Here is a 21,987-nt window from a genome sequence, read left to right on the forward strand (position 1 = left end):
GCGGTTTATGCGCCGAATGTTGTGATCTGTCCTAGCGTGGGGGGCATGTCGTCAGAAGCTTCCGAGCGTGCGCGTGCCCAGGGCGTCGGCGCGCTGCTGCTCTGCCGGGCCGACATCGACACGATGGAGCCCGCGGCCCATCTGCTCCGCGAGGGGATGCTGCTCGCGCCGGCCGGCAGCGGCTGGAGCGTGCTGGTGCCCGAGGGCAAGCCCTGGCTGCACGGCGAGGAACCGGTCGACCGGGTGCTCACCGGCTGGGCCACCGCGCTGGCGGTCGGCTCGGGCCGGCCCGTGCTCGCCCTGTGGTGGGACACCGACCGCTCCGGCTACACCCTCGCCGCCGGTTTTCGGCGCACCGTCGGCTACGAATGGCTCGCGAACGGCACGCCCGTCGGCGAGGACGAGGCGATGCGGACGTTCGCCGCGCGGCTCGGCCTCGATCCCGTTCTGGACATGCAGTCCCTGGAGGCGCTGACCAGGCCCGACACGGGGGCCGACGCGCGCTCCAGGGTGCGAGGTCTTCTCGGTGTCCTCACGCGTGCGGGCCTTGCCCTTCCGGTGGGCCTGGTTCCCGGTGAAGCGGCCGACCGGCTCCGTGAGGTGGCGCGGGTGCAGCGGGACGTACGCAAGGTCGAATGGTCCGGATGGCGGGACGCGGTGCGGGCGGAGTTCGACGTGGTCGACAACGGCCCGCTCGGCCCCTGGGTGCGCGGTCCCAAGGCGCGGGCGCTGGCCGTGGCGCAGGTGGCGGCCGGTCTGCCGCTCGCGGCGTGGGCGGTACGGCGGCGCAGCGGGGGATGGGCCGTGGCGGCCGCGGTGCTGCTGGCGCAGGGGGCGCTCGGACTCGCGTACGACCGGATGCGGGCGGGCGACTGGGGCCATCGCGGCTGACCTCCTCGCGATGGTCCTCGGCGCTGGGCCTCCCGGTCCAGTCCGGTCGGGCTTGGCCTATATGGCCCGGCGCGGTCGGGTCAGGTCTTCGGGTGCCGCGTCACCGCGTCGAGGACCAAGGCCAGCAGGCGTTCTGGCCGACCGGGGTCCGCGGTCGCATGGGCCGTCGACAGGGCGATTCCGACGACCAGCTGGACCAGGTCAGGGGCGGTGAGGTCGCGGCGGGCCGTGCCCGTGCGCTGCGCGCGGGTCAGCAGTTGGTGTGCCGTGTCCTGGATGCGCTGATGACAGTCGAAGGCCGGAGCGTCGTCCGGTGTGTGTTGCTGTGGCTCTTCGGCCATCAGGGCGCCGGCCAAGCCGTGGCTGCCGCGCGCGTGGGCGAGGAAGGCGCGCAGCCACTCGGCCAGCGCCTCCTCGGGTGAGGTGGCGGCCGAGAGCTCGTCCGCGCGGTCGCACAGGGTGTCGATGCGGTCTTTCAGTACCGCCGTCAGCAGGGCGTGGCGCGCGGGGAAGTGGCGGTAGAGCGTGCCCGGGCCGACGCCTGCCCGGCGGGCGATGTCGTTCAGGGACGCCTCCGGACCCGCTTCGGAGAATGCCTCGCGCGCCGCGGCGGCGATGCGCTCACGATTGCGGCGAGCGTCCGCGCGGGGCTGTCGGCCGCGGGGCGCTATCTGCTGGGCCTCGGTGGCCACCGGGTCGATGACACCGTCCACGAGGTCGACGGGTATCCCGTCCCCGCGCGCGGGAGGGCCCTTTCGACGATGCGCCGCTATCTGGACTCCATGGACGCCGCCCCGGCCCACGGGCCGGTTCCCGACCCGGCGCCGCGCCGCGTCCTTGCGGCGCTCGGCCCGAAGATGCTGGCGCTGGCCGCCGAGCGGGCCTGGGGCGCACACCCGTACTTCGTGCCCGCGGAGCACACCGCGCTCGCGCGCGAGATCATGGGATCGGACGCCTTCCTCGGCGTCGAGCGTCGTCCTGGACACGGATGTCGAGCGGGCCCGCGAGGTGGCCGCCCGGCACGTCGCGGGTTACGTCACCAGCGCGCCCCACCAGGCGGCGAACGTCCGGCGCATGGGTTTCGGCGACGAGGACGTCGCCGGCTGGTCGACGCGATCGTCGCCTACGGAGACGTGGACGTGCTCCACGCGCGCGTGCGGGAGCATCTCGACGCGGGCGCCGACCACGTCTGCGTACAGGTGCTCACGGCCGATCCCGCGGCCCTGCCGCTGCCCGAGTGGCGTGAGCTCGCGCCCGCGCTCGTGGCGGTGTGACTACTCGTCCTCGTCCTCGTCGTCCAGCCGCGCGAGCCACGTCGCCAGGCGCTCGACCGGGACCTCGAAGTCGGGGTTGAGGTCCACGAAGGTGCGGAGCTGCTCGGCGAGCCACTCGAAGGTGACCTCCTCCTGGCCGCGCCGCTTCTCCAGCTCCTCGATGCCACGGTCGGTGAAGTACAACTCATGCTCCTGATGCGGACGGTCTCTGTCGCCCCATGGTAGGCGGTGGGCGCTGTGCTGCCGGTGTGGCCGGATTCGTACGGCCTGCGGGGCTCGCCCTGCAACCGTGCAGGCCAGTAACCTCGTCGCAGATCAAGTAGCGGGGTTCGAAGGGTGAGTTGAGAGCGGGGGGATGGGCTGTGGCGGGGCATGTCCAGCGGATCGAGCTGCCCGGCGGGAAGACGGTGTACGCCAGGATCGGCGCGGTCGGCGGACACGGTGCGGACGACGAGGATGTCGGCGTCCTCGACACCGCCGTCGCCAAGGTCGAGGAGCTCGGCGAGCTGATCCGCGGGGTCGGCGGCACCGTGCTCGACGCGGCGGCCGCCGCGCGGCCCGACGAGGCCAGCGTCACCTTCGGCGTGGAGCTCAGCGCCAAGCCCGGCAAGGTCATCGCCGTGCTCGCCGAGGGCGAGGCCAAGGCGTCCGTGCAGGTCACGCTCACCTGGCAGCTGAACGGCAGCGCCGCCACGCCTGACGGCCCTCCAGCGCCCGCGCCCGGCGCCGCCACGCCTGACGGCCGCGCCGCCACGCCCGGTGGCCCTGCGGCCGCGCACGGCGCCGCCGCGCCTGACGGCCGCGCCGCCCACCCTGACGGCCCTGCGCCCGCGCCCGGCGCCGTCACGCCTGACGGCCCTCCGGCCGCTCACCGGGTCGCCGCGCCTGATGGCCGGTCCACTGCCCACAGCGGCACCCGGCCTGGTGGCCAGTCCGCCGCGTCCGACGACTGGCCCGACGGCCGGGCCGCCGCCGGCCACGTAGATCGCCGCGCCGCCACGCCCGGCTGCACCCCGCCCGGTGGCCCTGCGCCCGCGCCCGGCGCCGTCACGCCTGACGGCCAGTCCACCGCACCCGCCGCCCGGCCCGCCGCCCGCCCCGAAGACCGCCGCGCCACCGCGCCCGGCGCCCCTCCGGCCGCCCACAGCGGCGCCGGCGCCGCCCACCCCGCCGCCCCCCATCCCCCCACACCCCCACATGCCTGAGCCCACCCCCCGCCTGGACGCCCTCGCGCAAGCCGCCACCGTGCACCTCCTCGCAGGGGACGGTGGCGGGGTCGGGTGTGGTGGTGTGGGGGACGCGCCTATGTGGGGCAGTGGGTTTTTTGTTGCGCCCGGGTGGGTGTTGACCTGTGCCCATGTGCTGCGGCCGCACCTCGCGAAGGACCGCGAGCGGCCGTTCGCGGTGCGGGGGGCCGATCTTGATGACGGCATTCCCGTAGCGGCCCGTCTCGCGCACTGGCTGATCAGCGACCACGAGCGGTCCCTCGTGCCGCCCGAGGAGGACCTCGCGCTGGTCCGGCTCCTCGACGACACCGTCGAGCACGAGTGCGTGTGGCTCGCCGACCGCGCCGTACGGCCGTTCGGCGAGGTCGTCGCGTACGGCTACCGGCCGGACGAGAACGAGGCGAGCGCGGGCGCCAAGCCCTGGAGCGCCGACGCCGAGATCAACGTCCGCGACGACGGCGCCGGGCTGCGCTTCAAGCCCGACATCGCCTTCCCCAAGGGCGTCTCCGGCGGCCCCCTGCTCGACCCGCGCACCGGCGCCGTCGTCGGCCTCATCAAGTCGCGGCGCAGGGAGCGGGACGGCGGCATGGCCGTAGCGACGCTCGCGCTGCGGCGGTTCGGTGCCGCCTACCGCGAGGTGACCGCCGCCCACGACCGCTGGCACGGCACCGTCCCGCGCGTCATCACCGGCGACAACTGGATCGACGAACAGCAGCGGCTCCTCGGCACGGAGCGGCGCCCGGGTCCCGACCTGTGGACCCCGAAGGACCGCCGCGCCGCCCTCGGCCTGCTCGCCCGCCTGCCCGACCCGGGCGCCGCGCCGTCCGTCGCCAAGATCGTGCGCAAGGTGCGGGGCCGCAGACCGCCCGGCGCCGCCCCCGCGCTGATGACCTGGCGCGACGGCCACGGGCTGCTCTACGACGGGGCCCTGCCCGAGGACGCGCTGACGTTCCTGCACTATCTGCGGCTCGTCGCCGCGTACGTACGCAGCCGCGGCGGCGACGCCGAGCCACTGGAGGCCTGGGTCGCCGAGCGGCTCAGGGAGGACGACCGCACCCATCTGCACGCCCTGGTGACCGACGCCCGGCTCCCCGACGAGCTGCGCCCCGAGCCCGGCGGCCCGGAGCGCGCGTCCGTGCCCTACCCGGGGCCGGGGGAGGGGCCCACGGTGACCGTCCTGCTCGACCCGGTGATCAGCGTGACGCCCGCCCGTTTCCACTGGCAGGTGTGGATCAACCACAGCGGACAGGGGGGCGATTTCGAGCGCGGCGACACGGAGATGGCAGCCGAGGACTACTCCGGAGAAGGGTTCCTGCCCGGCGAGCTCGTCCAGGCGCTGCGCGCCCCGCTGAGCCGGACCCTGCACAGGCTCGACGGCGAGGGCGCCCCCGTACCGCTGGAATTCGCCCTGCCCGCCGAGCACTTCGACACCCAGGTGCACCGCTGGCAGTTCGACGACATCGCGAAGCTGTACGCCACCGAGCGCCTCGGCACACAGCGGCGCGTGGTCCTGCGCGACCTCGCGCGCCGCGTGGATCCGGACAACGCCGACTGGCACGAACGCTGGGAGGCGATCGCCGCGGCCCGGGAGCTGGCGCCCGCCCGGGTGCCCGAGCGGGACAGCAGGCCGCAGGCCCGGCACTTCCAGAAGCTGCCGCATGCGTCGATCCCCGTGATGTGCCGCCCCGCCGGGCGCGGCGCGGGCCGCGACGCCATGAAGCTCGCCCTCGGCAGCGGCCACGGCGTCATGCTCTGGCACATCGAGGGGCACGCCACCCGCGGCTGCCAGGACTCGTGCGAGGAGCTGCACGCGGGCGTGGAGCGGCTGCTCGGCCGGGTGGGGTCGGTGGCCGAACTGCCCGACGCGCTCCGGCACATCCGGCAGGACATCAGCGCCGGCCGGGGCGACCGCCGCTGGGCCGAACCGCTCGCCCTGCTGTACGACGACCCGCGCAGGCCGCTGCCGCCCGAGGACACGATGCCGGCGGACTCGCCGTGAGGGCGACAGCGGACACGCGTACGTCCGTCGATGGCGCGGACCCGACAACTCCCTGGCCGAAAGCCGCTGTTGAGGCACGCGCGCGTGGGTACATTCCCAGGTGCCCGGCGCGGGCGCGCGTCGCCCCCGTCGGCCAGGACCTGACCAGTCACCGAAGCCGTCGAAGCCGTCGAAGCCGGCTGAGCCATCGAAGCCATCTACCGTCGACGAGGAGCACGCTGTGAGCGGATGGTTCATCTACGAGGGCGTCGGTGGTCCGGATCCGGACAAGATCGGACGGCTGCCGGGGCCGCCGCCCTGGCGCGCGTTCGACGCCGCTCCGGTGCCGTACGAGGTCCCGGACATCGACTCGGCCACCCGCCGCCGCCTCGGTGACAGCAACGTCCCGATGTCCGTGCAGGGCACCGACGCGCTCGAACTCGTCAACGCCGCCCTCTACCTGCGCCGCCCCCTCCTCGTCACCGGTGAGCCCGGCTCGGGCAAGAGCACCCTGGCGCACTCACTCGCGTACGAACTGGGACTCGGCCGCGTCCTGCAGTGGGCGATCGTCAGCCGCAGCGAACTGAAGGACGGGCTCTACACCTACGACGCGATCGGCCGCCTCCAGGACAACCAGCTCGGCCGCGACCACGCCGAGGACATCGGCCGCTATCTGCGGCTCGGGCCGCTCGGCACCGCGCTCATCGCCTCCGACCGGCCGCGCGTCCTGCTCATCGACGAGCTCGACAAGAGCGACATCGACCTGCCCAACGACCTCCTGAACGTGCTGGAGGAGGGCGAGTTCGGCATCCCGGAGCTGGAGCGGATCGCCGACCGGCCCGGGCAGGAGACCGTGCGCGTCCTCACCGACGACGGCCGCCGCGTGCCGGTCACCCGCGGCCGGGTGCGCTGCCGGGCCTTCCCCGTCGTCGTCCTCACCAGCAACCGCGAGCGCGAGTTCCCCGGTCCGCTGCTGCGCCGCTGCGTTCCCCTCGACCTGGAACCGCCGCGCGACCAGCGGCTCGCCGCGATGGTCCTCGCGCACTTCGGAGCCGGTTCGTACGACACGAACCTCGACCTCGTCGACCAGTTCACGGACGCCGAGTCGGACGGCGCGCTGCGCCCCACCGACCAGCTCCTGAACGCCATCTTCCTCGCCCAGCACGCCGCGCGGCAGGAGCCCGAGCGGCGCGAGGAGATCGCCGGGCTGCTCATGCGGCCCCTGGACCGCGGACCGCGGTGACGACATGACCCCCGCCCCGCACCGTGCCGACGCCGTGAGCGACGCGCTCGCGGCGCTCGTCGCACGCCTGCGGGACGCGGAACTGGCCCCGACCGTCCGGGAGCTGGCCGACTCCTTATGGCTCGCCCGGCAGGTCACGGCGTGCGGTGAGGGCGTCGAGGAGCGGCCCGCCGCCGACCCGCCGCGGCCCATCCGCTCCGGCGGCGGCGCGCACGACGACGCCGGACGGCACCGGGCACCCGTCCCGCCCGCCCCCGCGCCCCGTGCGGCGCCCCGGGCGGTGCCCCGGGCCCGCCTGGTCGTGCCCGTCGAGGAGGGCGGCGGCGCCGAGCGGCGCGACGGCGTGCCCGTGCAGGTACCGGCCGCCGCGGTGCTTCCCGACCCGCTCGCCCTGCAGCGCGCCCTGCGGCCCCTTCAGCGCTACCGGCCGCCCGTGCGGCCCGTCCCGCGCGACCTCGACGAACAGGCCACGGCGGAGCGCGCCGCCGACACCGGCCTCGTGGTCCCCGTCCTGCGGCACGCCCGGCGGCGCGAGGCACGGCTCCTGCTCGTCATGGACCTGTCCACGTCGACGGTCGTGTGGGAGCAGGCGCTCGGCGAGCTGCGGCACGTGTGCGAGCGCGCGGGGGCCTTCCGCGAGGTGCAGGTGCAGTTCCTGCACGAGGGCGAGGACGGCCGCCCCGGGTACGCGGCCACGGTCCGCCCCGGCGCCGCCCTCCAGGACCCCGAACGCCTGAGCGACCCCACGGGCAGCAGGCTGACCCTGGTCCTGAGCGACTGCGCGGGCCCGATGTGGCGCAGCGGGCGGATGCAGCGGCTGCTGTACCGCTGGGGCTCGCTCGCGCCGGTCGCCGTGGTGCAGCCGCTGCCGCAGCGGATGTGGCGGCGTACGCATCTTCCGGCGCAGCGCGGCCATCTGCACCGGCGCGAAGGGCCCGCCGGGCGCCTGGAGTTCGAGCCCGCGAACGGCGGCGCGGCGCGGCGGCGGGGCATTCCGGTGCCGGTGCTCGCGCTGCGCAGGTCGTCCGTCGAGGGCTGGGCCAAGCTGGTGTCGGGCGCCACCGGGCAGTCCCTGGAGGCGGCCGCCGGGCACGCAGAGGCCGGGCACGGGCCGTCCAGGGCGCCGGTGCGGGCCCGCCAGGAGGTCGGTGGCGCGGAGCGGGTGCGGGCGTTCCGGCGCACCGCGTCGCCCGCGGCCTGGCAGCTCGCCGTGTACCTGTCGGCGGTGCCGACGATCCTGCCGGTGATGCAGCTGGTGCAGCGCGCCATGCTGGCGGGCAGCGGGCCCGAGGTCCTCGCGGAGGTGCTGCTCGGCGGGCTCCTCAAGCGCCGCGAGCGGGACGAGGACCCCGAGGTGCTCGGCTACCGGTTCCTGGAGGGCGTCGAGGAGGAGCTGCTCGGGCATCTGGAGCGCGACGACGCCCTGCTGCTGCAGAAGCACTGCTCGGACTATCTGGAGCGGCGGTTCGGGCGCAGCGTGCACAACTTCCCCGCCACGGCGGTGGCGCTGCTCGGCGACAGCGGGGAGCCCGCGCCCGCGCCTCCCGGGGCCGACGTGGACCACCCGGCGCTGCGGGCCTTCGCCGAGGTCTCCGGGGAGGTCCTGCGGCGGTTCCTGCCGAGCGCGCGGGCGCAGGGGCGGGAGCCCGGGCGCGACGACCCCGAGGCGCTGCGGGAGGCCGCCGGGGAGGCGCGTGAGCGGTACGCGCGGGAGCGGCAGGTGCGGGACCTGGACCGCGCGGTGGAGCTGTTGGAGGCGGCGGCCGAGCGGTGCGGCGACGCGGTGAGGGACAAGGTTCTCAAAGAGCTCGGGGAGACGCTGTTCCTGCGGTGGACCGCGCGGCACGGCGCGGCGGACCTGCGGGACACGCTGCGGGTCGTGGCCACGGTCGGGGAGCGGTCGGCGCAGGCGCGGCTGCTGCTCGGCGCGGCGCTCATCGCGACCGCCGAGGAGGTGGAGCGCTCCGGCACGGCCGCGGCGGCGCTGCCGGACGCGGTGCGGGGCCAGGCGGAGCGCCTGGGCGGCGAAGGGCCCCTCGCGGCGCTCTGGGCGGAGTACCTCCTCCTGGACGACGCGACGGACGCGCTGCTGCCCGTTCCCGCCCACCTCGGCGACGACGCCGCGCACCCGGGCTGGCCGGCGCAGCAGGCCCTGGCGGAAGCGCTCGGCCGCCTCGCGGTGGTGGCGGCGCGGCTCGTGGAGGGGGGCGTGCGGGTGGCGGCCCGCGATGCGGGCGGCTCCACGCGCGGGTCCCGCAGCGGTTCCTCGGGCGCGTACGCGCGGCGCGGGCCGAACGCGCCCGTCGATCTCCAGCTGGCCCGGCGGTTCAAGGAGGAGGCCGGTGACCGCATCGCCGAGCAGCGCCGCCGCGACCGGAACATGGGCGTCACCCCGATGTCGGACGAGGACGAACGGGAGTACGCCCGCGCGGTCGTCGCGCAGCTCCTGGAGGAGCACGCGCGCGTGGAGCTCGCCGCCGGGCGTACGCCGTTCGACGCGGAGACGGAGGGGCGGTACGCGGACGCCGTGCACGCGGCGCTCTTCGCTGCGACCGGCGCGGGCGCGGACTCCGGGGACGGAAGCCTCACCTTCTCCACGGCGGACGCGGACGGCTACACCGCACCGGAAGGCCCGGGCCCCCGCGCGGGCCGCCTCGACCTCGGTGACGCCGCCTTCCACGGCAGCACGCTCGGCCGGGCCCGCCCCGGCTCCGCAGGCCACCGCGCCCCGGACGGCGCCGACGAGGGAAGCCCCTGGTTCGCGGCCCCCGGCGAGGAGAGCCGCGCGCGGGACGGCTCCGGCGAGGAAAGCCCTTGGTTCGCGGCCCGCGGTGACGGCTACGCCGAGGCCCCGCGCCCCCAGGACACCCACGCAGAGGCCCCGCGCCCCCAGGACACCTACGCCCAGGTCCCGCATCTCCAGAACGCCTACGAAGACCCCCGCCCGCAAGACGTCTACGTGGACTTCATGCGCCGCGCCATCAGCACCACCGGCGTCCTCACCCTCGGCCCCGACCAGGCGGGCGGCCACCTCCTGCGCGGCAGGCTGCGCAAGCGGCTCGCGCGGCACTACAGCGGGAGCGGCGAGATCCCCAGGGACGACCTGGGCGGCCGCTCCGTGCCGGACGCGAGCGGCGTCGCCCTCGACGCCTGCGACGACCTCCGGGTGGCCCTGGCGCACGACGGCTTCGACGCGGCCGAGCGGACGCGCGCCTGGCTCGACCTCGCCGACGCCCTCCAGCTCGCCCGCGCCGACGACCCCGACGAGGGCGGCCAGCGGCTGATCTTCGCCGCCGTGGACGAGGCCCTGGCGGCGGCGGACGGCGACCACGACCTGATTCTGGAGTGCCATGCGCGCGGCGCGGACGTGCACTGGGCGCGGTACGTCAGCTCGGGCCGCGACGAGTACCGCGAACTGGCCGTCGAACGCTGGGAGATGGCTCTCCCACTGGCCCCCCGCGACGACCCGGCCAGGGCGCGCCTGCTGCACCGCCTGGGCGCCGCCCTCGCCCGGCGCGGCGCCGACACCCGCTCGGCGGCCGACACCGACGCGGCCGTACGCCATCTGCGCGAGGCCGTCGAGGCGACCTCGACGGCCGACCCGGAGCGCGACGAGCGGCGCATGCAGCTGGCCGACGCCTACGTCGCCCGCTTCGCGGCGCAGGAGGTCCTCGCCGACCTGTACGAGGCCGACTGGCTGTTCGGCGCGGTGGCCCGCTCCCTCGTCGACCCGCACCTCGCCGCGTACAGCTGGCTGCGGCGCGGCGAGGTCGCGGCGCGCCTCGCCGTACGCACCGACGCCCTCGCCCAGCTGCGCCGCGCCGACGAGTACTACCGCCGCGCCGCCGAGGCCGCCGTCGAGGCGGGCGACGCCGACCTCGCCGCCGAGGCGCACCACTCGCGCGGCGAGACGCTGGAGCAGCTGGAGGAGCCCGATCTGGCCGTTCTCGCGTACCGCGAGGCCCTGCGCCGGCTCCCCGAACCTCCGTCCGCCGCGGTCGCCGTACGGGCCGAAGAGCTGCGCGCCGCCCTGGCCCGCCTAGAGTCCCTCCCGGGCGAGGCGTGAGCGCCCCCGCCGCCCCGAGCGGCATACCCCTGCCCGAGCTGCCGCCCCTCGCCGCCCTCGCGCCCCACGCGGACCGCGCCGGCCACCCCGTCTACGCCGCGCTGCTCGCCGATCTCGTCGAAGCGGCCGCGTACGAGGGTCCTGTCGTCGCCCAGTACGAGGACGCCCCGTGAGCCACCCCGCCTGGCCGCACGCCACCCTGGACCCGGCCGCACACCGGCCCGTCCCCTTCCGTCAGTTCGTCCTCAAGGTCCACGGCCGCTGCAACCTGGACTGCTCGTACTGCTACGTCTACCGCTCCCCGGACGCCAGTTGGCGCGAGCGCCCCGCCCGTGCCGACACCACCGTCATGCGCCGCACCGCCGCCCGCGTCGCCGAACACGTCACCCGGCACCGGCTGCCCCGGATACGGATCGAACTGCACGGCGGCGAACCGCTGCTGACCGGCCCCGACGCCGTCATCGCGTACGCCCGTGAGGTCCGGGACGCCGTGCCCGCCGACTGCCGGGTGACCGCGACCGTCCAGACCAACGGCACCCTGCTCACCGGACGCGCCCTCGACCGCCTCGCCGCCGCCGGTATCCGCGTCGGCCTCAGCCTCGACGGCGGCCGCGCCGCCCACAACGCCCGCCGCACCGACCACGCGGGCCGCCCCGCCTGGCCCGCCGCTCGGAACGCCGCCCGGCTGCTGGCGGCGCGCCCGGACACGTACGCCGGAATCCTCTGCACCATCGACCTCGCCGCCGACCCGGTCGACGTGTACGAGTCGCTGCTCGGCCTGGACCCGCCCGGCGTCGACTTCCTGCTCCCGCACGGCAACTGGGCCGCCCCGCCGCCCGGCATCGCGCCCGAGGAGCGGCCCGGCAGACACCGGCCACGCCCCACCCCCTACGGCGACTGGCTCGCCACCCTCTTCGACGCCTGGTGGGACGCCGGCCGGATGCGCACCCGGGTCCGCCTCTTCCGGGAGATCGTGGCGCTCCTCCTCGGCCTGCCCAGCACCGCGGAGGCCGTGGGGCTCTCGCCGCTCGCCGCGGTCGTCGTCGACACGGACGGCGCGATCGAACAGGTCGACTCCTTGAAGTCGGCGTACGCGGGAGCCCCCGCGACCGGCCTCGACGTCTTCGGGCACGACTTCGAAGAGGCATTGCGCCATCCTGGCGTCGCCGCCCGCCAACTCGGTCTTGAAGGCCGCTCCGAGGAGTGCCGGGCCTGCCCGGTGGTCCGGGTCTGCGGCGGCGGAAACTACGTACACCGCTACGCCCCCGGCAGCGGATTCCTGCACCCCAGCGTCTACTGCGCCGACCTGGAACGGCTCATTCGGCACATCGCCGACCGTCTTTCCACCACCGCGACCGCATTACCCGCCCCAAGTCGTCTATTCTGACGCCCCTTTGGCGCACAATTGGATTCCCTGTGCACACACGTGACCGTTTCGCCCTGGCGTGACCCGTCGGCGACACCGGAGAAGGAGGCCGCACATGACCGGAGACACCGGGGGTGAACGGCCGCACGTCACCGTGGTCTTCGCCGGCCAGAGCGAGTCCTGGGCCAAGTGGATCGAGCACCAGATCCGCGCCGCGGGCCGCGCCACCACCCTGGTCCGCTGGAACCCGCTGCGGCGCCCGCCCGCCACCGACGCCCTCACCGGCCTCCTCGAAGCCCCCGGCCGCGTCCTGCTCCTCATCGACGACTGGTACGAGCGGCTCGGCAACGACCGCTTCGAGGACTGGGCCGCCGCGCTCCGCGAGGTGCTGCCCGCCCACCGCGACCGCATCGCCGCCGTCAGCATCACCGCGCGGGCCCTGCCCGACGCCGTCATCGCGCTGGCCCCCGTCGAACTGCGCGGCCTGCGCCCCGAGGTGGCCCGCAGCCGCGTCCTGGAGTGCGCGGGGATCGCCGCCCCCGCCACTCTCGTCGACCTCTCGCCGGGCCCCCGCTTCCCCGACGACCTGCCGGAGGTGTGGAACGCCCAGCGCCGCAACCGCCGCTTCACCGGCCGCACCCGCCTCCTGGAGACCGTCCACGACACCTTCGCGGCGGCCGGCACCGAAGGCTGCACCATCGCCCTGCACGGCCCGGGCGGCATCGGCAAGACCCAGCTCGCCCTGGAGTACGTCCACCGCTTCGCCGGCGACTACGACATCGTGTGGTGGGTCACCGCGGCGGGCCGCGTCACCGCCCGCGAGCAGTTCGCGGCCCTCGCTCCGCAGCTGGGCATCGAGATGTCCGGGCAGCTCGACACCGTCATCGACGCCACACGGCGCGAACTGGCCCGCACGACGCGCCCCTGGCTGATCGTCCTCGACGGCGCGGACACCCCCGAGAAGGTCCTCGACCTGATACCCGAGGGGCGCGGCCACGTCCTGATCACCACCCTCCGCGCCGAGTGGGCCGTCCACACCGAGAAGGCCGTACGCATTCCGCCCTTCCAGCGCGGCGAGAGCGTCGCGTTCGTCGGCCGCAGGGCCGCCAGGCTCACCGAGGACGACGCCGACCGGCTGGCCGAGGCCGTCGAGGACATGCCGCTGCTCCTCGACCAGATGGCGGCCTGGCTCGACGTCACCCCCACCGCCGACGTGCCCGGCTACATCAAGGACATCCGGGCCGGCAAACCCGACCGCTTCGGCGTCGTGGAGTCCCGCGACTACCCCGAGTCCTTCCAGGTCGCCTGGGCCAAGACCCTCAACACCCTGCGCGACGGCGCCGCGACGGCCTGGCAGCTCCTCAACCTCCTCGCCTGCTTCTCCCCGGACGTCGTGCCCGTCCGGCTCCTCCAGACCTCCCGCCACGGCGACCTGCCGCGCCCGCTCGCCGAGCTGGTCTCCGAGCCGAGCAGCTGGAACACCGCGCTGCGCAGACTCTCCGAGATCACCTCGATGCGCGTCGAGTACGAGCCGGGGCGCATGGACATCCAGCGCGTCAGCACCCTGCGCATGCACCGCCTCTTCCACCGCTACGTCGTCGGCATCCAGTCCCCCCTCGACCGCAGGCGCTACTCCGAGGCCGCCCGCAAGGTCCTCGTCTCCGCCGACCCGCGTGACCCCGCCTCGCCCGGCAACTGGGCGCGCTACGCCGAACTGATACCCCACCTGGAGCCGTCCGGCGCCCTCGCCTCCACCGACGACGACGTACGCGAACTCGTCCTCAACTGCATCGAGTACCTGCGCATGCGCGGCGAGGAGAAGGACGGCTGGTGGCTCAGCAGGGAAGCCGTCAGGCACTGGCGGCCCGCGTCGGGCCCCACCGACCGCGCCGTGCTCGTCGCCGTCCACCAGCAGGCGAACATGCTGCGCGGCCTCGGCCGCAACACCGAGGCGGAGGCCGTGGGCCGCGACATCCTGGAGCGCCTGACCGCCACCGACGAAGCCCGCCCCATCGAGGTGATCCGCGCCAAGGACGGCCTCGGCGGCACCCTCATGGCCCTCGGCCGGTACGGCGAGGCCCGCGCGTTCTTCGAGGACGCCGCCGGCCAGGCGTCGACGGAGCTGGGCGGCGAGAACGTACCCCGCACCCTGAGCCTGCGCAGCAACCTCGCGGTCGCCGTCGGACTCCAGGGCCACTACGCCGAAGCCCTCGCCCTGCACCGCAAGATCCTGGAGGCCCGCGTCCAGCTCCTCGGCGGCAAGAACCCGCTGACGCTGCACTCCGCGCTGCGCACCGCCTGGATGCTGCGCCTGCTCGGCAACTACGCCGAGGCCCAGCAGATCCAGGGCCACAACTCCCGCCTGCACAGCCAGGTCCTGGACCGCCACCACACCCAGACGCTGTACGCCGAGCACAACCTCGCGCTGTGCGCACGGCGCACGGGAGACCTCCAGTTCGCGCAGGCCATGATGGGCCGGGTCCGCGAGAAGCTGCTGCGCAAACGCGGCGCCCGGCACCCCGACACGCTCATGGTGTCCTGCGACTACGCCATGCTCCTGCGCCACCTCGGCCGTGCCGACGAGGCCCGCGAGCTGGCCGACAGCACCGCCTCGCTGTACGAGACGCAGCTCGGCGAGGCCCATCCGTACGCCGCCGGGGCACGGGACAACGTCTCCGTGCTGCTGCGGGACGCGGGCGACCTGCGCGCGGCCCTCGCCGTGTCCCACCGGGCGCGGGCCCGGATGGAGCGGGCCGTGGGCCCGGACCACCCCTGGACGCTCGGCTGCGCGCTGAACGCCGCCACGACGCTCGCGCTCAGCGGCGACATCGCGGCAGCGGCGGACCTCGGCGAGGCCGCGGTGGCGCGCTCCGCCCGCGTCCTCGGGGAGTCGCACGGCCTCACCCGCGACCTGAGGGCCGGGCTCGCCCTGGACTACGAGCCGTCGGGCCGCCCCGAGAAGCACACCGAACGCGCCCGCCTGTACTGGGACTTCGAGCCCCACCCGATCTGAGACGCGTACGCCGGTGGGCCCGGCCCCGAGCGACAAGCACTCGGGGCCGGGCCCACCGTTCGCGGGACCGCTGAGACCTAGGCCTCGAAGACCTCGCTCAGGAGCTGCTCCTGCTCCTGCTCGTGGCGCTTCTTGGAGCCGACCGCCGGGGACGAGCCGTGCGGGCGCGAGATGCGCCGCAGCCGCTCGCCGTGCGGGATGTCCGCGCCGACCGCCAGGTCCAGGTGGTCGATGAGGTTGAGGGCGATGAAGGGCCACGCGCCCTGGTTCGCCGGCTCCTCCTGCGCCCACAGGTACTTCTCGGCGTTCGGGAACTTGGAGATCTCCTCCTGGAGCTCCGCACCCGGCAGCGGGTACAGGCGCTCGATGCGGATGATCGCCGTGTCCGTGACGCCGCGCTTCTGCCGCTCGGCCTCCAGCTCGTAGTAGAGCTTGCCCGCGCAGAAGACGACCTTGCGGACCGCGTTCGGGTCCACGGTGGCGTCGCCGATGACGGGGCGGAAGCCGCCCGTCGTGAACTCCTCCGTCTTGGACGCGGCGGCCTTCAGGCGCAGCATCCACTTCGGCGTGAAGACCACCAGCGGCTTGTGGTGCGGGTTGTGCACCTGCCACCGCAGGAGGTGGAAGTAGTTCGACGGGAGGGTCGGCATCGCGACCGTCATGTTGTTCTGCGCGCACAGCTGGAGGAAGCGCTCCGGGCGGGCGGACGAGTGGTCCGGGCCCTGGCCCTCGTAGCCGTGCGGCAGGAGCAGGGTGACGCCGGAGGTCTGGCCCCACTTCTGCTCCGCCGAGGAGATGAACTCGTCGACGACGGTCTGCGCGCCGTTGACGAAGTCACCGAACTGGGCCTCCCACATCACGAGGGACTCGGGACGGGCCAGCGAGTAGCCGTACTCGAAGCCCATCGCCGCGTACTCCGAGAGCAGCGAGTCGTAGGCGTTGAAGCGCGCCTGGTCCTCGGAGAGGTACAGCAGCGGGGTGTAGTCGTCGCCCGTCGCGCGGTCGATGAGGACCGCGTGGCGCTGGCCGAACGTGCCGCGGCGCGAGTCCTGGCCCGCGAGGCGCACCGGGGTGCCCTCAAGGAGCAGGGAGCCGAGGGCGAGCGTCTCGCCCATGCCCCAGTCGATCGTGCCGTCCTCGACCATGGCCGCGCGGCGCTGCAGCTGCGGCAGCAGACGCGGGTGCACGGTGACGCGGTCGGGGATGTTGACCTGGGACTCGGCGATGCGCTTGACGACCTCCTGGGAGATCGCGGTGTTCACCGTGACGGGGAACTCGGCCTCCGGGCCCGGGACCTCCACCGGCGAGGGCTGCGAGGTGGCCTCGCGGACCTCCGTGAAGACCTTCTCCAGCTGGCCCTGGTAGTCCTGGAGCGCCTGCTCGGCCTCTTCCAGGGTGATGTCGCCGCGACCGATGAGGGACTCGGTGTAGAGCTTGCGCACCGAGCGCTTCTTGTCGATCAGGTCGTACATCAGCGGCTGGGTGAACGCCGGGTTGTCCGACTCGTTGTGCCCGCGGCGGCGGTAGCAGATGAGGTCGATCACGACGTCCTTGTTGAACGCCTGACGGAACTCGAAGGCGAGCCGCGCCACGCGGACGACGGCCTCGGGGTCGTCGCCGTTCACGTGGAAGATCGGCGCCTCGATCATCCGCGCCACGTCCGTCGAGTACATCGACGAGCGGGACGACTCCGGGGCGGCGGTGAAGCCGACCTGGTTGTTGATGACGACGTGGACCGTGCCGCCGGTGCGGTAGCCCCGCAGCTGCGACATGTTCAGCGTCTCCGCGACCACGCCCTGGCCCGCGAAGGCCGCGTCGCCGTGGAGGGCGACGGGCAGGACCGTGAAGTCCGTGCCGCCCTTGTTGATGATGTCCTGCTTGGCGCGGACGATGCCTTCCAGGACCGGGTCGACCGCCTCCAGGTGGGAGGGGTTGGCGGCCAGCGAGACCTTGATCTGCTCGCCGTCCAGGCCGGTGAAGGTGCCCTCGGCGCCCAGGTGGTACTTCACGTCGCCGGAGCCGTGCATCGACTTCGGGTCGAGGTTGCCCTCGAACTCGCGGAAGATCTGGGCATACGACTTGCCGACGATGTTCGCCAGGACGTTCAGCCGGCCACGGTGGGCCATGCCGATGACGACCTCGTCCAGGCGCGACTCGGCGGCGGAGTCGATGACCGCGTCGAGCAGCGGGATGACGGACTCGCCGCCCTCCAGGGAGAAGCGCTTCTGACCGACGTACTTGGTCTGGAGGAACGTCTCGAACGCCTCGGCGGCGTTCAGACGGCGCAGGATGCGCAGCTGTTCCTCGCGCTCCGGCTTGGTGGCGTGCTGGCGCTCGATGCGGTCCTGGAGCCACCTGCGCTGCTTCGGGTCCTGGATGTGCATGAACTCGACGCCGGTGGTGCGGCAGTACGAGTCGCGCAGCACGCCGAGGACGTCGCGCAGCTTCATCATCGACTTGCCGGCGAAGCCGCCGACCGCGAACTCCCGCTCAAGGTCCCACAAGGTGAGGCCGTGCTCGGTGATGTCCAGGTCGGGGTGCTTGCGCTGCTTGTACTCCAGCGGGTCCGTGTCGGCCATGACGTGGCCGCGCACCCGGTAGGAGTGGATCAGCTCGAAGACGCGGGCGGCCTTCGTGACGTCGTCGTCGTGCGAGGCGTCGATGTCCTTGAGCCAGCGGACCGGCTCGTAGGGGATGCGCAGCGCCTCGAAGATCTCGTCGTAGAAGCCCTGCTCGCCGAGGAGGAGGTTGGCGACGATCCGCAGGAACTCGCCGGAGGCGGCGCCCTGGATGACCCGGTGGTCGTAGGTCGACGTGAGCGTCATGACCTTCGAGATGCCGAGCTTGTTCAGGGTGTCCTGGGAGGTGCCCTGGAACTCCGCGGGGTAGTCCATCGAGCCGACGCCCATGATGACCGACTGGCCGGGCATCAGACGCGGCACGGAGTGGACGGTGCCGAGGCCGCCGGGGTTGGTCAGGGAGACCGTGACGCCGGTGAAGTCGTCCATGCCGAGCTTGCCGTCGCGGGCGCGGCGGACGATGTCCTCGTAGGCCTGCCAGAACTCGAAGAAGTTCATGGTCTCGGCCTTCTTGATGCCCGCGACGACCAGCTGGCGGTCGCCGTTGGGCTTCACCAGGTCGATGGCGAGGCCGAAGTTGATGTGCTCCGGCTTGACCAGCGTCGGCTTGCCGTCCTTCTCCACGAAGGAGTAGTTCATCGACGGCATGGCCTTGATGGCCTGCACCATCGCGTACCCGATCAGGTGCGTGAAGGAGATCTTCCCGCCGCGGGCGCGCTTGAGGTGGTTGTTGATGACGATGCGGTTGTCGAAGAGCAGCTTCACCGGGACCGCGCGGACCGACGTCGCCGTCGGGACCTCGATCGAGGCGTTCATGTTCTTGGCGACAGCGGCGGAGGGGCCGCGCAGCGTCACGTACTCCGGACCGGCCGGGGCTTCCTTCGCGGGCTCCGCCTTGGTGGCGGCGGGCTTCGCGGTGGCCGGCTCGGCCGCGGCGGGCTTCGCCGCGGCGGGAGCGGACTGCGGCGCGGCGGCGCTCGCGGCCGGTGCGGCCGGAGTCTGCGGCGCCGCGGGTGCCGGGGCGGCCGGAGCCGGCGCGGCGGGCGCGGCGGGCGTGGCGGGAGTGCTGGGGGACGCGGCCCCCGCGGCCGCGTCACCCGCCGGCTTCGCCGGGGCGGCTGCTACGGAAGCGCCCACCCCTGGCTTGTAGTCGGCGAAGAAGTCCCACCAGGCTCGGTCGACCGAATTCGGGTCCTGGAGGTACTGCTGATAGATCTCGTCGACGAGCCACTCGTTGGGACCGAAGGCTGCGGCAGGGTTCTTGCCCTGCCCGTCTTGGTCGGTCGAGATGCTCGAGTTACTGGGGGACTGTGGCGACACGGCGGTAACCGCCCTCTTCCGCTTCACAAGGTGATGGACAGCGGAAATAAAGGCTACGCCTCCATCGGCGCGAGGTGCAGACCGGGCCCGTCATCCGTCGCGTAAGTCACACTGGGCCGGGGGTTTCGGGGGTGTAAATGGCGGGAAACAAGCGAGGTTCCGCAACGCGAGATGGCCGCGCGAGTACGTCTACGGGACGTTTACGCGCGGCGGCGGTCCCCGAGTGCCCACGAGAGCGGCCGGTGAATCGCTTCCGCTTCGAACCCTACGTCAACTTCACGCCTCGGACAGGCCCGGAAGAGTGACCTGGATGCGGCAGCCGCGAGGGGATTCGGCCACCCCGATGTGGCCGCCGTGCAGATCGACCGCCCAGCGCGCGATGGCGAGGCCGAGGCCGGTGCCGCCGTCGTTGGCCGAGTTCTTGGCGGGGGCTCCGGCGTGGCTGCCGCGGTTGAAGCGCTCGAAGACGCGGTGCCACTCCGACTCCGGGATGCCGGGGCCCTCGTCGAGCACCTCCAGGTCCAGGGACTCGGGGCAGGGGCCGCGCCGGGCCCGCACCGTCACCCGGCCGTGCGGCGGGCTGTGCTTGACCGCGTTGTCGATGAGGTTCGCCACGACCTGGTGCAGGCGCTCCGCGTCCGCGTGGGCGGTCAGCTCCGGGGGCGAGACGTCCAGGTGCAGATGGACGTCCGTACGCGTGTGGCTGCCGGAGCCGGAGGCGATGCCCGCGCGCGCGGAGGCGACCATGTTGGCCTCCTTCAGTACGCCCGACAGATACGGCCAGACCTCGAAGCGGCGGGCCTTGAGCGGTACGACGCCGTTGTCGAGCCGGGAGAGGTCGAGGAGCGTCTCGACGAGCCGCCCCAGGCGCTCGGTCTGCTTCAGGGCGGTGCGCATCGTCTCGGGGTCGGCCGCCGAGACTCCGTCGACGACGTTCTCCAGGACCGCGCGCAGGGCGGCGATGGGGGTGCGCAGCTCGTGGCTGACGTTGGCGACGAGCTCCTTGCGCTGGGTGTCCTGGGCCTCCAGGTCGTCGGCCATGGCGTTGATCGTGGTGGCCACGTCGCCCAGCTCGTCGCGCCGGTCGGCGCCGCGCACCCGGCGCGTGTAGTCGCCGTGGCTGACGGCGCGGGCCACCGCGTTCATCTCGTCGAGCGGCGCGGTGAGGCTGTGCGCCACGAACTGCGTGATGAGCAGCGTGGCGATCACCGAGAAGACGGTGATGAAGCGCAGCTCGGTCTCGGTCTTCATGGCGACGAGGAGCAGCCCCGTGGTGATGAAGACGGAGACGACCACGAGGGCGCCGAGCTTGGTCTTGATGGAGAACGGCCGCAGCCCCTGAAAAGACCCGAAAGGCCCGAATGGCCCGCTCATGGCAGGACCGGCCTCACGGCGTCGGGGTTTCGAGGGCGTATCCCACGCCGTGCACCGTCCGGATCCGCTCGGCGCCGATCTTCCGGCGCAGCGCCTTGATGTGGCTGTCCACGGTCCGGGTGCCGGACGCGTCGGCCCAGTCCCAGACCTCCGCGAGCAGCTGCTCGCGGGAGAGGACGGCGCGCGGGGTGTTGGCCAGACAGACCAGGAGGTCGAACTCCGTGGGTGTCAGATGGACGTCCTCGCTGCGCACGCGCACACGCCGCTGGGCGTGGTCGATCTCCAGCTCGCCCAGGCGCAGGATGCCGCTGCGGGGGGTGGTCGCGGCGAGCGCGGCCCGCTCGACCCTGCGCAGCAGGACGTGCACGCGGGCCGCGAGCTCGCGCATGGAGAACGGCTTGGTCATGTAGTCGTCCGCGCCGACGCCGAGTCCGACCAGCATGTCCGTCTCGTCGTCACGCGCGGTGAGCATCAGGACCGGGACGGGGCGCTGGGCCTGGACCCGGCGGCACACCTCCAGGCCGTCGAAGCCCGGCAGCATGATGTCGAGAATCAGCAGGTCGGGCTGCCAGGCCTGAGCCGTGTCGACCGCCGAAGGACCGTCCCCGGCCGTTTGCACAACAAAACCCTCGGCACGCAGCCGGGCGGCGATGGCGTCGACGATCGTCGGGTCGTCCTCGACCACCAGGACCCGGCGCTGGGCGCCCGGTGTCGCCGCCGTGGCGCTGTTGTGGGAGGTGTGTGTCTGCTCCATCGCCCGCCCCTGACACTGATCGCTTGTGTTCGGTCAGCAGGGTACGGGTCGCGAAGGCACCTCGGCTACGCAGCCCTGACGCCGAGGTGCACCACGTCGGGGACGCCTCGGGCAACGCGGATCTCTTCCGTCCGTACCCCCTGGAATCCGGCATTCCGTAGAGCGTCGTCGAAAGCGGACGAGGGCTTGGCGGACCATACGGCGAGGACTCCGCCGGGGGTGAGGCGGGCTTTGCAGGAGGCCAGACCGGCAGGCGAGTAAAGGGAGTTGTTGCCCTCCGTCACCGTCCAGTCGGGTCCGTTGTCGATGTCGAGACAGAGCGCGTCGTACGTCTCCGGCGGGCCGGAGAGCGGTTCCGCGCCCCCCTCGGTGCGCCCATTGATGTAGGTGACGAGGTCGGTGTGAAGAATTCGCGTACGCGGATCGGCGAGCGCGGCGGCGGACAGCTCGGCGAGCGGTCCGTGCCGGTGCCAGTCGATGATGGAGCTCTCCCGTTCGACGACGGTGATGCGTCCCCAGCCGGGGTCGGCGGCGGCGTGCGCGAGGGAGAACCCGACGCCGAGTCCGCCGATCAGCACGGCGGGCTCCGGGCGGCCGTCGAGGGCGTCCCGCGCCGCGTCGACGAGCAGTCGCTCGGAGCGGCCGTCGGAGGTGTCCATCAGGAAACAGCCGTTGGCGATGATCTGCAGCAGCTCACCGTGGCGCCGCAGCACGACCTCGCCGTACGGGCCCTCGCGCCGGTCCAGGACGACGGGGGCGGTGGTGGTGTGGGTGGGCATGGGCTCAGCGTATGAGCGGGAGCTCGGGGCCTGCCAGCCTGTGCGGCAACGCGGAAGTCGCCCCTGAGGTTGCTGTGAATCGCGTCCCGCGTGGCGTCGGTCATAGACAGCGCCCGAAAAGAGG

The 21,987-nt window shown here is 73.6% G+C and carries 14 protein-coding genes and 1 pseudogene; 9 read left to right on the top strand and 6 right to left on the bottom strand.

Annotation, left to right across the window (positions count from 1 at the left end):
* Positions 1–45: 45 nt before the first annotated feature.
* On the top strand, positions 46–891 hold the full coding sequence (locus tag ACWDVB_RS11210; protein ID WP_451512746.1) for a hypothetical protein: 846 nt from the start codon (positions 46–48) through the stop codon (positions 889–891).
* A gap of 80 nt (positions 892–971) precedes the next feature.
* Here ACWDVB_RS11210 and ACWDVB_RS11215 read toward each other — a convergent pair whose 3' ends face one another.
* The gene (locus tag ACWDVB_RS11215; RefSeq protein ID WP_451512747.1) at positions 972–1,604 is read right to left on the bottom strand and encodes a TetR/AcrR family transcriptional regulator; all 633 of its coding nucleotides are present in this window, start codon (positions 1,602–1,604) and stop codon (positions 972–974) included.
* Between ACWDVB_RS11215 and ACWDVB_RS11220 the strand changes: the two are divergent.
* Positions 1,548–2,165: pseudogene (locus tag ACWDVB_RS11220) on the top strand (TIGR03620 family F420-dependent LLM class oxidoreductase); the annotation flags it as partial. The gene ACWDVB_RS11215 and the pseudogene ACWDVB_RS11220 overlap by 57 nt on opposite strands.
* Here the strand turns inward: ACWDVB_RS11220 and ACWDVB_RS11225 are convergent.
* The gene (locus ACWDVB_RS11225) at positions 2,166–2,348 is read right to left on the bottom strand and encodes a DUF6104 family protein (protein ID WP_055509879.1); all 183 of its coding nucleotides are present in this window, start codon (positions 2,346–2,348) and stop codon (positions 2,166–2,168) included.
* Positions 2,349–2,527: 179 nt separating this feature from the next.
* Here ACWDVB_RS11225 and ACWDVB_RS11230 point away from each other — a divergent pair, with 179 nt between their 5' ends.
* The 7 genes from ACWDVB_RS11230 to fxsT all read left to right on the top strand — a co-directional run bounded on the left by ACWDVB_RS11230 (position 2,528) and on the right by fxsT (position 15,057).
* The gene (locus ACWDVB_RS11230; RefSeq protein WP_451512748.1) at positions 2,528–3,370 is read left to right on the top strand and encodes a CU044_2847 family protein; all 843 of its coding nucleotides are present in this window, start codon (positions 2,528–2,530) and stop codon (positions 3,368–3,370) included.
* Positions 3,363–5,390 (top strand): VMAP-C domain-containing protein, encoded by a 2,028-nt coding sequence (locus ACWDVB_RS11235; protein WP_451512749.1) that lies wholly within the window; start codon positions 3,363–3,365, stop codon positions 5,388–5,390. The genes ACWDVB_RS11230 and ACWDVB_RS11235 overlap by 8 nt, the downstream gene beginning before the upstream one ends.
* Before the next feature lie 220 nt (positions 5,391–5,610).
* On the top strand, positions 5,611–6,612 hold the full coding sequence (locus ACWDVB_RS11240; protein ID WP_451512750.1) for an AAA family ATPase: 1,002 nt from the start codon (positions 5,611–5,613) through the stop codon (positions 6,610–6,612).
* Positions 6,613–6,616: 4 nt separating this feature from the next.
* Positions 6,617–10,678: an SAV_2336 N-terminal domain-related protein gene (locus ACWDVB_RS11245; RefSeq protein ID WP_451512751.1), complete on the top strand. Its 4,062-nt coding sequence runs from the start codon at positions 6,617–6,619 to the stop codon at positions 10,676–10,678.
* Entirely contained in the window at positions 10,675–10,851 is a 177-nt protein-coding gene (locus ACWDVB_RS11250; RefSeq protein ID WP_451512752.1) for a hypothetical protein, read from the top strand. Before ACWDVB_RS11245 ends, ACWDVB_RS11250 begins: the two co-directional genes overlap by 4 nt.
* A complete protein-coding gene (locus tag ACWDVB_RS11255; RefSeq protein ID WP_451512753.1) occupies positions 10,848–12,065 on the top strand; it encodes an FxsB family cyclophane-forming radical SAM/SPASM peptide maturase in 1,218 nt (405 codons plus the stop codon). Before ACWDVB_RS11250 ends, ACWDVB_RS11255 begins: the two co-directional genes overlap by 4 nt.
* Positions 12,066–12,159: 94 nt before the next feature.
* A complete protein-coding gene (gene fxsT / locus ACWDVB_RS11260) occupies positions 12,160–15,057 on the top strand; it encodes an FxSxx-COOH system tetratricopeptide repeat protein (protein ID WP_451512754.1) in 2,898 nt (965 codons plus the stop codon).
* Positions 15,058–15,134: 77 nt separating this feature from the next.
* Here fxsT and ACWDVB_RS11265 read toward each other — a convergent pair whose 3' ends face one another.
* From ACWDVB_RS11265 to ACWDVB_RS11280, 4 genes are all read right to left on the bottom strand, one after another.
* On the bottom strand, positions 15,135–18,956 hold the full coding sequence (locus ACWDVB_RS11265; protein ID WP_451512755.1) for a multifunctional oxoglutarate decarboxylase/oxoglutarate dehydrogenase thiamine pyrophosphate-binding subunit/dihydrolipoyllysine-residue succinyltransferase subunit: 3,822 nt from the start codon (positions 18,954–18,956) through the stop codon (positions 15,135–15,137).
* Positions 18,957–19,232: 276 nt separating this feature from the next.
* Positions 19,233–20,330, bottom strand: coding sequence for a sensor histidine kinase (locus ACWDVB_RS11270; RefSeq protein WP_451512756.1), 1,098 nt, complete (start codon positions 20,328–20,330; stop codon positions 19,233–19,235).
* 13 nt (positions 20,331–20,343) lie between these two features.
* Positions 20,344–21,084: a response regulator transcription factor gene (locus tag ACWDVB_RS11275; RefSeq protein WP_451512757.1), complete on the bottom strand. Its 741-nt coding sequence runs from the start codon at positions 21,082–21,084 to the stop codon at positions 20,344–20,346.
* A 65-nt stretch (positions 21,085–21,149) separates the two neighbouring features.
* Complete coding sequence (locus ACWDVB_RS11280) at positions 21,150–21,863, bottom strand: spermidine synthase (protein WP_451512758.1); 714 nt, start codon at positions 21,861–21,863, stop codon at positions 21,150–21,152.
* Positions 21,864–21,987 lie beyond the last annotated feature (124 nt).

It is taken from the genome of Streptomyces sp. NPDC003379, from assembly GCF_053589195.1.

What these genes read in the sequence shown, in the direction of transcription:
- fxsT (WP_451512754.1), top strand. Translation starts at nt 12,160, where the DNA reads ATGACCGGAGACACCGGGGGTGAACGGCCGCACGTCACCGTGGTCTTC.
- ACWDVB_RS11245 (WP_451512751.1), top strand. Translation starts at nt 6,617, where the DNA reads ATGACCCCCGCCCCGCACCGTGCCGACGCCGTGAGCGACGCGCTCGCG.
- ACWDVB_RS11235 (WP_451512749.1), top strand. Translation starts at nt 3,363, where the DNA reads ATGCCTGAGCCCACCCCCCGCCTGGACGCCCTCGCGCAAGCCGCCACC.
- ACWDVB_RS11275 (WP_451512757.1), bottom strand. Translation starts at nt 21,084, where the DNA reads ATGGAGCAGACACACACCTCCCACAACAGCGCCACGGCGGCGACACCG.
- ACWDVB_RS11210 (WP_451512746.1), top strand. Translation starts at nt 46, where the DNA reads ATGTCGTCAGAAGCTTCCGAGCGTGCGCGTGCCCAGGGCGTCGGCGCG.
- ACWDVB_RS11270 (WP_451512756.1), bottom strand. Translation starts at nt 20,330, where the DNA reads ATGAGCGGGCCATTCGGGCCTTTCGGGTCTTTTCAGGGGCTGCGGCCG.
- ACWDVB_RS11280 (WP_451512758.1), bottom strand. Translation starts at nt 21,863, where the DNA reads ATGCCCACCCACACCACCACCGCCCCCGTCGTCCTGGACCGGCGCGAG.